Origin of the sequence: Bacteroides sp. OM05-10AA (assembly GCF_003439055.1) — a bacterium.
GTDB classification, from domain to species: Bacteria; Bacteroidota; Bacteroidia; order Bacteroidales; family Bacteroidaceae; genus Bacteroides; species Bacteroides intestinigallinarum.
The window spans coordinates 93,931-108,689 of sequence record NZ_QSUR01000001.1 but is presented as its reverse complement, the minus strand read 5'-3'; the positions used below and the strand labels follow the sequence as shown (position 1 = coordinate 108,689).

General features: G+C 41.3%; 6 protein-coding genes. All 6 read right to left on the bottom strand.

What is annotated here, in order from left to right; all coding sequences use genetic code 11:
- Positions 1 to 36 precede the first annotated feature (36 nt).
- Positions 37 to 2,322, bottom strand: coding sequence for a GH92 family glycosyl hydrolase (locus DXB58_RS00410; RefSeq protein ID WP_122135557.1), 2,286 nt, complete (start codon positions 2,320 to 2,322; stop codon positions 37 to 39).
- A 185-nt stretch (positions 2,323 to 2,507) separates the two neighbouring features.
- Complete coding sequence (locus DXB58_RS00405; protein WP_122135556.1) at positions 2,508 to 3,746, bottom strand: hypothetical protein; 1,239 nt, start codon at positions 3,744 to 3,746, stop codon at positions 2,508 to 2,510.
- Between the two features lie 25 nt (positions 3,747 to 3,771).
- Entirely contained in the window at positions 3,772 to 5,298 is a 1,527-nt protein-coding gene (locus tag DXB58_RS00400) for a C2 family cysteine protease (RefSeq protein WP_122135555.1), read from the bottom strand.
- 54 nt (positions 5,299 to 5,352) lie between these two features.
- On the bottom strand, positions 5,353 to 7,317 hold the full coding sequence (locus DXB58_RS00395; RefSeq protein ID WP_122135554.1) for a RagB/SusD family nutrient uptake outer membrane protein: 1,965 nt from the start codon (positions 7,315 to 7,317) through the stop codon (positions 5,353 to 5,355).
- 22 nt (positions 7,318 to 7,339) lie between these two features.
- Positions 7,340 to 10,492 carry a TonB-dependent receptor gene (locus DXB58_RS00390; protein WP_122135553.1) on the bottom strand — a complete coding sequence of 1,051 codons (3,153 nt, stop codon included), beginning with the start codon at positions 10,490 to 10,492 and terminating at the stop codon, positions 7,340 to 7,342.
- A gap of 240 nt (positions 10,493 to 10,732) precedes the next feature.
- The gene (locus DXB58_RS00385) at positions 10,733 to 14,683 is read right to left on the bottom strand and encodes an AraC family transcriptional regulator (protein WP_122135552.1); all 3,951 of its coding nucleotides are present in this window, start codon (positions 14,681 to 14,683) and stop codon (positions 10,733 to 10,735) included.
- Positions 14,684 to 14,759: the final 76 nt, after the last annotated feature.

Genomic DNA, 14,759 nt, shown 5'->3' with positions numbered 1-14,759 from the left:
TCCCTATTGTCTTCTTTATACCGTACATATATCTATTTACTTTTTATCACGAGAGAAAGAATATGGATAGTCAGTTTCATTCACACCTCTTCCCTTATTGGGTTTATTATCCATATCAAACAGCAATCGCCCTCCTTTCAATAAATCAAAATGATTCAGATAATTCTTCGTATAGTTCTTTCCATTATAGTTCAAGGAACGGATATAACGGTTCTCATCACTATTTTTAGGAGCAGAAATTTCAAGCTTCCTGCCATTCTCCAGGGTAATGGTTGCTTTCCTGAAATAAGGAGCTCCCATCACATATTCATTGCTACCCGGACATACCGGATAAAAGCCCAGCGCTGTAAACACATACCAGGCGGAAGTCTGGCCGTTATCCTCGTCACCACAATATCCATCCGGAGTGGCAAAGTACAAGCGGGTCATTGCCTCACGCAGCCAGTATTGTGCTTTCCAAGGTTCGCCGGCATAATTATACAGGTAAATCATGTGCTGGATCGGTTGATTGCCATGTGCATAATTGCCCATGTTAGCTATTTCCATCTCGCGGATCTCATGGATTACTCCACCGTAATAACTATCATCAAATACCGGAGGAAGATTGAATACCGAATCAAGCATGCTCACAAACATTTTCTTACCGCCCATCAGATCGATGAGTCCCTGCGGATCGTGGAAGACAGACCAGGTATAATGCCAGCTGTTTCCTTCGGTAAAGGCGTCTCCCCACTTAAACGGATTGAAAGGTGTCTGGAAAGTTCCGTCGGAATTTTTGCCGCGCATCAGTTTCGTTTCCGGGTCAAACAAGTTGCGGTAGTTCTGGCTTCTCTTCTTATAGAGCTCCAGTTCTTCTGCCGGGCGTCCCAACTTCTCGCCCATGCGGTAGATACACCAGTCATCGTATGCATACTCCAATGTACGTGCGGCACTCTCATTGATTTTCACATCATAAGGCACATATCCCAGTTTATTGTAATACTCATATCCGCGGCGTCCGGTAGTCGAAACCCGTGGATGCACGCTATTGGCACCGGTCAATAGTCCTTCATACATTTTTTCAGCATCCGCCTTAGTGATATTCTTCATGAAAGCGTCCGCCACTACCGAAGCAGAGTTATTGCCGACCATACATCCTCTGTGTCCCGGACTTGCCCATTCGGGGAAGAAGCCACTTTCAAGATAAGTATTGAGTAATCCCTCCTGCATTTTTTCGCCCATGGAAGGATATACCAGATTGACAAACGGGAACAAACAACGGAAGGTATCCCAGAATCCGGTATCAGTAAACATATAGCCCGAGCGAACTTCACCATTGTAAGGGCTGTAATGCACTGTTTCTCCCTTGGCATTCACCTCATGGAACATACGGGGGAAAAGTACGGAGCGATACAGGCAGGAATAAAATGTACGCATACGGTTCTCATCATTGTCCTCTATCCTGATACGTCCCAACACATCGTTCCAAGCCTTACGTCCTGCATCTTTTGTCTGTTCAAATGTTTTTTTACCGATCTCTTTCAGGTTGAGTTCCGCCTGTTCCGGACTTATGAAAGAAGAAGCGACTCTGGCATGTACCTGTTCACCTTTCTTCGTTGCAAAACCGATAGCCGCTCCTACATGATTGGATTGTAATTCCAGGTGTTTTTCTACCAGATGGTAATCTGCCCATACTTTATTGAAGGTGAAAGGTTTGTCAAACTCTATCACGAAATAGTTCTTAAAATTTTGGGGTACGCCCCCACTGTTGCGTGTGGTATATCCGATGATCTTATTTTCTTCGGGAATCACTTTGATATACGAGCCACGATCAAAAGCATCTATGACCACATAGGCATCTTTCGTTTCGGGAAAAGTAAAACGGAAATAGGCACAACGTTCGGTCGGAGCAATTTCTGTTGTCAGATTATATTCTGACAGATATACACTGTAATAATAAGGAGTTGCCTTCTCTGCCTTATGAGAGAACCAACAGGCACGCTGTTCCTGGTCTATTTTTAATTGCCCGGTCATTGGCATGATTGAAAACTGACCGTAATCATTGATCCAGGGACTGGGCTGGTGGGTTTGCTTGAAGCCACGGATTTTATCCGAAGCGTAAGTATAGGTCCAGCCATCACCCATTTTCCCAGTCTGCGGCATCCAGAAATTCATACCCCACGGTAAGGCGATGGCGGGATAGGTATTTCCATTGGATAACGAGATTTTAGAGTCAGTCCCCATCAGGGGATTGACATAGTCTACTGGTTCTTTTTGAGCAAAAAGGAGAGAAGTACCCAATAATAGGGCAGTCCCAAGAGACAATAGGTTCTTTTTATTCATGGTTAGCGAATTAAGCTATTATAATTGGTGAATATATTTATTTCGTCGTTTCTGCCAGCAAAGTTAGGTATTCTTTAGCTAAAACTATCATGATAAAATGATTTGTCGGGAACAGAAAGTACAAGCAAGAAAGAAAAGTTGTACTTCTTACTTTCTTGCTTGATTCAAAAAATAGTTATTTCATTTTATATCTTCATTCTGAACCATTCATCGGAGACCGGACTGATCACATAAAGATATGAATCTGAATCTTCATACATCCAAACACCCTTATCCGAAAAACAGAAATCCAAGAAGGAACTATAAACCGGGATTGACCGTACAACTCCTGCATCATCACCATAGCTTCCAAGAATGTAATTAATTCCTGTATTTTCAAGATAGACACAACCGGTCGCGTCATTGGCTGTAGCATTTATTACAAAACCTACATAATGCCATTTACCAGCACCAGTCTCTCCCGGACAAACTATAATATTCCTTGGAGAACGGTCATCAAATTCTATTTGTGTAAGCAATCCAGTCAATTTATCACAAATATTATCTCTATCAACAATATGTGTTTTCCAAGAACTTGTATATGTTTTCAACATATCAGAGCTTTTATTCAAATCCACCTTAAAGGCCGGATTATCCGTGCTCAAATCTCCTGTATCATATTTATAATATAGTGCTCCAACAGCCACACCATTCACAGTCAAACCATCAATACTTAATGTAGCCTTCTCATCATTGGTAGTATTAATTGTCATAGCATATTCCGTATGCTTCAATATTTTGCCATCCAACAATGAGATTTTAATCTTCCAATTATCATCGTCATCACAAGACATCGCATAATGTGCTGCAAACTGATTGGTTGATGCATTACGAAGTAATCCATTACTCAAGTCCGTCTTAAGTATTTCCATAGATTGAGCTTTATTGTAAGCAATAATAGCCAGCCGTTTTCTCTCCTTCGCTTGTTGCAGTTCTACAGTAGTTACCGAATTCAGAATCATCGTTTTGCCATTCACTTGGCCCGTTGCAACAATCTGTGAATCAGAATACCCCGTAATAACAAATGTATTTTCCTGATTTTCTCCCAAATATTGTAACATACCTCCATTCTGCAACGTAAGCAGAACAACCTTTTCACCTTCAAAATCCAAAGAATAATCAGTTCCAACTGCATTCTTCAACAAACTTTCATCAGAATCCGAAGTCACTGCTCCGTCCTCACTAAACTGGAAATAGAAAGTAACTCCTTCATAGGCCATTTTCCATCCTCCTGCCGTACATAACAAATCTTTCACTTCCGAAGGACGCAGGCGGTCTTCACTCATATTACCTTCGTTCTCCCAGTCTTTCCAAGGTTCCGTCATGCCGCAACTATAAAGAGCAAAGCAGCACAACGACAACATTATATAAGTCAATTTCTTCATGATATTCTTCTTTTAAGATTTGAAATTAAAAATTAGGGATATATCCTCCCAAGTCCGGTCCCACCCCATAGTTTTTGGCTGCTCCCGGGGCACAAATACGCAAGTCAATCATCGGTGGAATCCGGTTATCATTTTTCACTTTCATCACACCGTCAGTAGTGCCTCCCCAAGGATTACGCATCTTGAATAGATGAGAGTCATCGTCCGGCAAAATGAAGGTAAACGCATGTCCACTGGTCGTCTGCCAGTTTTCATCCACTTGTTCACCACTTCTTGTGAAACCACCAATAACCAAACGACCTTGTTTAAGTGATACTTCTACAGCACGTTGCAAGTCTTCAGCAATTAATGCACCTGCACCAAAACCTACACTTTCTCCATCGCCGGTAAAGATGGCAGATACATATTCCGTACCGATACCTCCGACATTAGAACTACCCAGATAAACCTGACGCCACTTCATCATCGCCTTTTCAAGGATCGTAGCCCATGTAACCTCCTTGTTTCTGCCACCTAATGCACCTAAATCACCACTATTACCGATAAAATAATCTCCACTTACACCTACCGGTATTTGCTTTCCTGTCGGATCATACATAGTAACCGTGTATGTTTTGTCTTTATTATCCTTAATAATGTGTTTAATGAAACGGGGATAAAGATAAGCCATCGAAGCAAAAACAGCACACGCGCAACAGTCACCCACCCAACGCTGATTTACATCCGATAAGGCAGGACTTCCATTCGGATAAAGCGATACTACATTGAACGTATTCCAAGCCATCTTCGTTCCGTTGTCTCCAAATGGTTCCGGCTCTTCCGTAGGATCAGCAAGCCATTTCAAATCCGCTGCCGTAGCCTCCAAATCATTCTCATGCTGTTTACCCATTGGAGTAATAGCACTAAACGTACTGGAGCCTTTGCTGGCAATCAGGTCATTGATATTCTCTGTATAAGAACGCATAGCCACCAACTTCCATTCGGCTATCTGTGTAGCAGTACCACCATTATTTGCTTCAACAGAAAGCTGGTAATAACGATAGGAAGTTGCATTATCTACCTCATAGTTCTTTTCTTCTTTTCTTGCTGCAAAAATTTGATTAGTCTGTGCATCCAGCTTCGTCCACGTTGCATTGTCATTCGAACCGTAAAGTGTCCATGCTTTCGGATCCATTTCGGGTGTGTCGGCAGCAGATGTCAGGGAATATGCAGTCACGGCCTTGCTACTGTTTCCATTCCAAGTGATATGGAAACTGTTGTGATAAGTGACATACTTCGTATCGGCATTATCATCTACCAGATTCTTAATCTCCGAACCGGCAGGAGCATCCGCATATTCGGCTATAATTGTACCACTAGACGGCATATTCGTATTTCCCGAACCAAGCACATAAGAAGCCGGAGCGTTTCCGTTCGGATCTTCTCCTCCATTGCCCCCTTCATCGTCGTCGGATGAACAGCCTGCAAAACAGACAGGAATAAAAAGAACAAAGAGAAAAAAGAATTTCTTCACTACGTTCGTATCGTTAAATCTTATTTGAGGTATCTTCATTGTTTTCTTCTCATTAAATTCTAAAATTATTCATAGGTTGGCAAACGGAGTATATTACTCCGTTGTCCATCCAAGATTTTGTACCATTTTCGGGTTACGACGCACGTCTTCGTCCGGAATCGGGAAGAGATAATGTTTAGGTAAGAATGTACGTGTCTCCACCACTACTTTTTCGAAGAATGCAGGAGCATCCGAACGGAATGCCATACCATGAATTGCTCCACCTTCACCTCCTCTGTGATAGTTAGGATAAATCCAGTCATCACCCACAGCCATATTAGCCACTTTCCAACGACGTACATCAAAGAAATGATTCCATTCAAACATCAGTTCAATCAGACGTTCACGGCGGATACGTTTATCTACTTCATCACGTGTGTCTTCATAAGGAATACATGCAAATCCGTTATCGTCAGTTGTACCTGCCACACCATACCCCGGAATACCGGCACGGGCACGTATCTTATTCACATATTTAATGGCCTCATCACGTTGGTCACATGCGCTCAACGTCTCAGCATACCCCAAATACATATCGGCCAGACGAAGCAAAGTGGCACAATGCCTGTTAGCTCCACTACGTCCTTCTTTCGGTGCCATCTTACGCATACCATAACCGGTGTAAGGCGCATCCCAGTTAGCATTTGCATAGCCTGAATTACCGTTAAAAGTCAACTCTGTCGTCACCTCTCCACGTGGAGTATCTGTCTTCAACCAAGTAGAGCCGTTAAACGTGATATTTGCATAGAAACGCGGCTCACGATCAGCCCATTGTTTCAACGTTTTATTTGAATTGGCTTTGAAATAAGTTCTGGTACTGACTACAGCATCTTTATAATCCGTAGACCAACCCAGATGCACATTGGAAGGTACCCCTTCATACTCCTCGTAGTTCTCATCGTCTACAATTCTACGACCATCTTTCATAAAGTACAAGTCTACCATTTCTTGAGGCACACCAAATCCCAAACCACCTCTCAAAGCACCATTGTTATCATCATATCCTTTATGATAAGGGGTAGTTTCATAAGCACGATAATCATGATCTGCCAACCGGATAAAGATCTGTTCCTTGTTCTCGGCACCATAAAGTACTCCCGATGTTGCTTTTCTATAAGACTCATAGAAATCGATCTTTCCATCTGAAGTCTTTTCCGTATACAAAGAGAAGATGTTTCCATATTCATCGAAAAATGCCTTATACGCGTCACGTGCAGTTTCCCACTTCACCTTTTCCTGTGATTTATCTTGCGGGAAAAGCTGTTTGCCACTTTCCGGGTTAACGATACCGGCATAGTCTGTATTGCAATTAAACAACGGACTCGCTGCATATAACAACATTTTTGCTTTAAAAGCTTTACAAGCAGCTCTATCTATACGTCCCAAATTAGAGCCATCATATCTGTCAGGAAGATCATTTGCCGCATCATCAAATTCCTTTACCATGAAATCCACACACTCGTCTACCGAATTACGTTCCTTCAACAGTTCACTTGTTGAAATATCCAATGGTATAGGCTCTTCTCCCAAAATCACAAACGGACCATAAGAGCGGAAAATCATGAAATAATAGAAAGCACGCAACGCTCTGGCTTGCGCCTTCCATTGTTTACGTTGTGCAGCCGAAGCTTCCAGACAACGATCTACGTTCATTATAAACGTACTGGCACGAGAAATACCTTTGTAGTACTCGATGTACCAGAAGTTAATCCATGAAGAACCGGCATAGGTAGCTCCTGAAGCCCACTCGCTACCATTATTTCCGTCCCATGAAAGCTTGCATTCTAACGAGCCGGTCGTCCAAATTCCAGACATGGTGTTTCTTGCACTACGTTCAAGTGTTTCGTCGGGCACATAGTTATACACATTGTTCAAAAACTGTTCCGTTTTCGAGCGATTGGTAAACGTATCCTCCAAATCATATTGCTGACCAGGGATTGCATCAAAAAAGTCATTGCACGAACTAAGTCCGACTGCCAAAGACAGTGCCAAAGTTCCTATCTTAAATATATTTTTCATATCCTTGCTAACTAATTATTATTTAAAAACTCACATTCACACCCACTGAATATGTGCGTACATTCGGATAAGATGTACCATTATTGGTATTCAATTCCGGATCCCACATCTTAAACTTAGAGAATGTCAGCAAATTAGTTCCCATCACATAAATACGCGCACTCTTCAAGAATGACCGGTTAATCAATTTCTTAGGAAGTTGGTAAGCGATTGTCAACTGTTTCAGACGCAGGAAGCTGACATCTTTCTGCCACCATGTACTGGTTTTCATATTATTCTGATTAGCATTGTTTCCATGATGCAGACGCGGATAAAATACATCCTGATTGGTCGGATCGTCAGCAGACCATCTGTCGGTAATGTTTGCAAACAAGTTGGTAATACCCGAACCATCGTTAAAAGGATAAATGGCGTTGCCGCTCAAACAGCGATCCACCTTGGCATTTCCGGCAAAGAGTGCACCAATAGAGAAATCACCCAGTTGTAAGTCTGCACCAAAGCCGTAATAAATTTTAGGCACATCCCCTTGTCCTATCAAGCATTGGTCGTAATCGTCAATCACTCCATCACCGTTTAAATCTTTATATTTAATATCACCCACTTTCGAAATCTGTCCCGGATGTCCTTCACCAAACTGCTTGGCATGATCCATAATTTCTTCTTCGCTGGTAAATAATCCTTCAGCAATCCATCCCCAACGTCCGTTTACGTTTGTTCCTCTCTTTTCCATCCATGGATATTGTACGCGAGGATCGTCGTTCTCTATGATTTTATCTTCATTCCATGAGAAATTTCCGCGAACAGTCAGGAAACATTGTTTGCCGAGTTGTTGGGTATATTCTAATGTAGCTTCAAATCCTTTATTGTCTACTACACCCAGATTGGCATAAGGCATTTCTACAAATCCTGAATAATCAGGAATAACACGCCGGGTAATAAAAATGTCCTTACGATGTTCTTTAAAGACATCAAATGTCAATGAAAGATTGTCTTTGAAGAATTTTAAATCAACACCCAAATCTTGTTTACGGGAAGTAGACCAACCTACATTGGCTCCATATTTACTGAATCCCCAACCACCAACACCATTATTCTGATCGCCAAAACGATAACCATCTACACTAGCCATCTGATCGAGGTACATAAAACGACGTCCTGTTACAGCATCCGTACCAACCAAACCATCCGTATAGCGCACCTTAAAGTAAGAAACAACATCTTGCAAAGGTGTCCACCAAGATTCGTTGGAAACAGCCCAACCAATACCGAATGCAGGGAAGAAACCGAAACGTTTGTCGGGGCTGAAATTCTCGGAACCATTGTATCCGGCATTTGCTTCGAAGAAGTAGCGGTCATTCCAAGAATAAGTGACACGGGCAGCCAACCCTTGTTGTTTATAAGGTAAAGAGCCTACCAAATTATCGGAACTTGAACGATAAATTTTCTGATTATATAGCAAGAGTCCGCCTATACGATGCAAACCGAAAGAACGGTCATAATTTAATGAAGCCTCAAAATAGGTGCTTCTGGAATCAGATGCACTTTGGTCGAAGGCCAAATCTTTATGTCCTGTATATGTCAATGCATAACGATAGTCACCGTTTTCATCAAACACATCGTCATTCCATAAGCCGTTTTCATCTTTGGTTCCGGCAAAGTTATATGTATCTTCACGCTTGTTATATTTCAAGTCACGACTATTATGTACGTCGAAAGCTAACATTGCAGAAACAGAAAAACCTTTACTCCATTTCCAGAAACCAAGATCTTGTGTCAAACGAATATTGGAGTTCAGCTGATTTCTTGCCTCATTTTTGTATCCCCGACGAATCAAATCAGCATATGGATTACGAAGATCACCATTGGTAGAGATACCCGGCACAGAACCATCAGGCATCATCAACGGCAAATACACCGGATTGATTTCCATAGCTGACGCAAACAAGTCGCTGGTAGACTGTTGAGGATAATTACCCATTGAAAGGAAACCGTTGAAACCCAAATCGATAGTAGTTGTTTCCGTTGGCTTCAGATTCAAGTTAGCTGTATAATTGTAGCGGTCGTAGCGGATATTCGCATCGTAATTTTCCATTTCAGCAGTACGAGTCAGACCTTTTTCATTATAATAGCTTAATGAAACGTAGTAAGTGGCATTAGGCACACCACCACGTACACTGACATTTACACGGCGATTGTGTCCCCAGTCATTAAACAATTCGTCCATCCAGTTCACATTCGGATACAGATAAGGATTGAACATCAGCGGGTTATCATTCGGTAGTAATCCGTGAGCCTTCTTTGTTGCCTCAATGTATTGTGGAGAATATAGCATACTACCTTTAGTATCCATATAAGCTTCGTTGGCAGCATCCATATAGGTAAAAGCATCTGCCATTTCCGGTTTCTTGGTCAATGTCACAAAACCTTCATAATAATCAACAGAGAACTGCGGCTTACCAACTTTACCCGGCTTAGTCTTGATCAAAATTACACCATTAGCACCACGCACTCCATACACGGCTGTAGCCGAAGCATCTTTTAATACAGTGAATGATTCGATGTCTTCAGGATCGATATTGTTAAAACTACGCTCCACACCATCCACCAATACCAGTGGTTTAGAGTTCTGGCCTGCCAGTGTAGAAATACCACGAATCCAAAGGTCCGAATCATCGTGTCCCGGCTCTCCTGTACGTTGTACAGCTACTACACCCGGCAAACGGCCGGCAATGGCAGAAGATAAATTAGCTGTCGGCATCTTTATATCCTCTATCTTCATTGAAGACTGTGCTCCAACTACTGATACCTTACGCTGATGTCCATAAGCCACTACTACTACCTCATCCAAAGAAGACACATCTTCTACTAAAATTACATCAAGCACTTTCTGCTTGGCAACCTTTACTTCTTGAGGCTTATATCCTATATAAGAAACCACCAGAATAGGATTTTTAGAAGATAACTTGAGATTATACTGCCCATTGGTATCGGTAATAGTACCATTGGTAGTACCTTTTTCCTGAACACTCACTCCTATGAGCAACTCTCCTTTTTCGTCAGAGACACGTCCTGTAACCGAAGTGCCCTGTGCACACACCGTTGTACTAAACGCTATTAAAATTGCCAATAGCCACAACGACTTCGTGTGATGTTTTTCCATTCCAAACAAATTCATGTTACTTGTTTTTTTGATTAATAATAAGGTTATCAAACATGTTTAATTTCTTGTTAACGGAAGCAAATTAAACCCGTTTCCAGTTATTATTAATCCTCTGTAGTGACAAAAAACAGACAAAAATCAGTTGGTAGACAAGGACACAACAAGTGCAATGAGAGCACATTATATAATACTATAAATCAAGGAGTTTACATACAAACAGTACAACGAGAGCACAACACAAAGTACAAGTAAGAATTATATATTTTTTTGCTGTTCACGATAATCCTTAGGTGTCATGCCGTATTTCCGGGCAAACTCTTTATAAAAATAAGAGCGGCTGGCGATCCCCACATCAGCAATTACGTCTTGAATAGAAATATCTTCCTCTCTCAAAAGACGTGCTGCTTTCTCCATTCGATAATTTTTAATCAAATCGCCGGGAGCAATGGAAGAGATTTCTTTAAATTTTCGATAAAACTGGCGTGGACTCATTGCCATGCGATCGGCTATCAATGTCGACCCCAATTCTTCCTCTGCAAGATTCTGTTCAATCACTTGCAACAACTTACGAACAAAATCCGCCTGCTCTGTCGTGGTACAAACGATTTGTCCCGCCAGTTCACCCAGATCTTCCAAATAGATCTGTTTGGCTTCCCGCTTACCATAGATAGCTTTATGAACATCTTCCTTCAAGAATAGAATATCATAGGGCAGCACGATATAGGAATCAGACCATTTAATCAGTTCACGTTGAATAGATGAACTCGCCTTCCATGTCAACAAAGGAATAAAGGCGGTCTTCGACAGTACAGAACGATTCTTACCCACATACTCCATAAATGTACTCTCCTCTTTTGTATACATAGCCATATCGACTAAAAAAACAGCAGGAGCCGAATTGCGAATTTCATCAAATGCGACCTGTACACTTTTCACCGAACGTATCGAATATTCTTCAGAAAGTAATCCCGTTATTAACCAGACCATCTCTTCACGATCTTCCAATAGAAGAATAGTCTTTTTATCATTCGACTGGCCTCCAATTAATATAGCAGGTTCAAAGGTAAACATCAGGCGATGTCCGCCATCTTCAGATTCTACATAATGGATAGCTGTATGAAGTTGTTCTAAGGCTGATTGCACAAAGCACAGCATTAATTGAATACTAAAAGACTCGTCGACATCTTTTTTATCATATACAAGACAGGAAGTTCCGGTCAGTTGATCCCGTAACTCTTTGAGCATATCTTCCTCACCGGACATAACCAGCAACATCTTGTTATCTTCTTCTTGTGCACTCACCACAACTTCAGAAGAGTTTTTTTGACAAACATACCGGTAACAATAATATAGGATGCAACGCAAAGCATTTTTATAAACAGGGAAGATAAGGCTTTCGGGAATAGAAGATAGTACCGAAGTAATATTTACACCTTCTGCTTTCAGTGCACGAAGTACTTCTACAGACAGCTCTTGCATACACATACGAGCAGACAAAACAAAAGTGATAGGATAAAAATGCTTCAGTTTTTCTGAATAGAGAGTCTCCGGACGGAAAAGAGCATTCATCGCAGTTTCACGTATTAATTCTACCTGTTCACAACGTTGATTATAAGAAACATTTTCTGCACGCAACTGATCGCAAGCATGATAAATGAGAGTGAAACGATCTAATAAATCACGATTATAACTACCACTTTCCGATACCTCTTTATTACTTTCCGTAGTAAGTAGCCGGTTCAGTATTTGCTCGTGAAGAATATACTTGCGAAGTAAATGAAGCAAATAGATCACAAAGAGTAGCCCTAACAAAATGTAAAAGACATAAGCCCACATCGACTGATACCAAGGTGGAAGAATATGTATGGGAATAGAAAAGAGTTTATATTCCGTATCGAAAACATCTTTCTTATAGCGGACTTTAAAAATGTAATCCCCTGAAGGTACCCCGGTGTAGGATGCCTCATTAAGACTACTAAATGAAGTCCACTGTTTATCATACCCTTCCAGGATAAAAGAATACTCTACTTCTTCTCCGGTCAAATAATCAGGAACAGCAAAAGAAAGAGAGAAAGAGACTACTGCCCCTTCCAGTTGCAAGCTTTTTCCATCGGCTGCATAATAATCCCCTAAATTTACTGCCGTTCGTCCGATCCATAATCGACGTAGCAGAATGTCCGGATTGAATTCCGGAGCAGCTGCCACCTTACGGTCCAAATACAACAATCCATCAACTCCTCCAAAGAAAAGACTACCCGTATATGGACATTGGTAATAAGCATCATCACTGAACTCCCCTATCTGTACACCGGCACTGTAATAATAATCATGTGACGAGCCATTTTGAGGATTATATTTGATAAGCCCACGATTAGTTCCTAACCATAGAAAACCATTACCATCCTCCAATACACCGTGTATCATATCATTAAGCAACCCTTGTTCCCTACCGATATAAGCAGCTTCTATCTTCTTCTCATGAAAGGTGAGGCAGACTAAACCGGAAGTAGTTCCTACGTACATTTTACCGTCTTGGGTACGATACAAACTCAATATATCATCCACTGACTTGCGGAGCATCTCTTTCAGAGAAATAACCTGATATTCTTCCGTTCGCTTATCAAAACGCACAAGTCCTTTTTCACGGCTTCCCAACCATAAGATAGAATCACCTTCCGCCAACATGGGATAAAACATCGTGATCTCCTGTTGCTCATGAAAAAAACGATATCGTTTCTGTCGACGAATACTAATCTGCCCTGCTTTTTTCTCAAGCACCATCTTATAGAAACCGACTCCTGCAGTTACAGCATATAATATGCTATCACTTTCTTCATAAATATCATGTATTTCAATAGCAGGTTGGCCACCGGAAGAATATTCCACCGGATGCACAGCATCATCCCTGAACGAATAATAGAACAAACCCGGATCTCCCGCCCCAATCCAGAAACCATCCATATAACGACTCTGAACCAGCTTATAGGCATGAAACTCTTGATTCCATTTTATATATGATGATACCACTTGCTTTTTGCCGGGGGAATAAACCGTAGCTCCCAGAGGAGTGTTTCTCGTTGCCTGATGGTAATCAGGCACATGCAAAAGCCCATCTCCTTTTGTTCCAAACCATAGTCCTCCGTATTTATCAGTCATTACCGAACGTACCTGCCTGCTCAAATTGGCCGACATACGGTTGAGCATCAAATTCGTAGCTATCGAATATTTCTTAGCATACATCACCGCCCCTTGTCCGTCCGACGCAATCCAAAGTAGTCCTTGGCGCGGTTCCCGGTAAATCCCATAGATACGGATATTACGATTAACCACCTCTTCTTCATACTTCTTGGAGGTACGCAACCGAATCAGTCCATTGGCACGAAATCCAATAACAATATCTTCATAAAAGGGAACGATTCCCTTTATCACCCCATATTTTTGCACTAGCGATGAAAGGTTACGGATATAAATTTTAGACTTACGGGAGATATCATACATATACAAATCCTTGTCGCAATCTATAAAGCAAAAAATACCGTTCTGATAGAATATATCTTCAATGGCTTTCGAATGAAACTTGTTTGTTGAGACAGACAACTTTACTGATAGGCTATCCACATCAAAAGCATTCAAAGAATAATTCTGAATCTGTCCTGTATAAAGAGGAAACAGCCAAAGAACTCCATCATCAGTCACAAATGCACGCTGTTCCATATTATCCATAGGTAAAGCTGAAGTCTGTGTCCGGATAAAACTTTGATGCTTCGTATTATAATAGTAAATCCCATCGCCGGCAAGAATCCATGTATTTCCCTGATTATTGGAATGGACATAATAATCACCTGAAAAATCGTAGTTACCTACCACCTGTCTTGTCTTTTGTGAAAAGCGATTTACCCCTAAATGAGTAGAAATCCATAAACAGCTGCTATCAGCCTGCGAAATAGAATGGATTACGTTGTTACTTAACGTTTTGCTTTCAGAAAAATCAGAACGAAACACCTCCATCGTCTTTCCATCCCAACAGTTCACCCCATCATACGTGCCAAACCACATCAGTCCTACATTATCTTGAAAAAGACAAAGTACTGCACTATTGGATAGCCCCTGCTGATAGTCTACTTTCGAGAAGAAATAAGTATCATTATCAGCTACAGCAGCCAATGAACTCATCATTATAAATAATGCAATCAGCTTTATTTTCATGTCGTACGTTTATCAATAAGCTGTTCAAAACCTGTTAGGTCTCTTGCTGATATTGTTACGGACATTAGCAACATTA

Excerpts from the sequence above, each read along its gene's own strand:
- DXB58_RS00405 (WP_122135556.1), bottom strand. The coding sequence starts at position 3,746 with ATGAAGAAATTGACTTATATAATGTTGTCGTTGTGCTGCTTTGCTCTT.
- DXB58_RS00390 (WP_122135553.1), bottom strand. The coding sequence starts at position 10,492 with ATGAATTTGTTTGGAATGGAAAAACATCACACGAAGTCGTTGTGGCTA.
- DXB58_RS00395 (WP_122135554.1), bottom strand. The coding sequence starts at position 7,317 with ATGAAAAATATATTTAAGATAGGAACTTTGGCACTGTCTTTGGCAGTC.
- DXB58_RS00410 (WP_122135557.1), bottom strand. The coding sequence starts at position 2,322 with ATGAATAAAAAGAACCTATTGTCTCTTGGGACTGCCCTATTATTGGGT.
- DXB58_RS00400 (WP_122135555.1), bottom strand. The coding sequence starts at position 5,298 with ATGAAGATACCTCAAATAAGATTTAACGATACGAACGTAGTGAAGAAA.
- DXB58_RS00385 (WP_122135552.1), bottom strand. The coding sequence starts at position 14,683 with ATGAAAATAAAGCTGATTGCATTATTTATAATGATGAGTTCATTGGCT.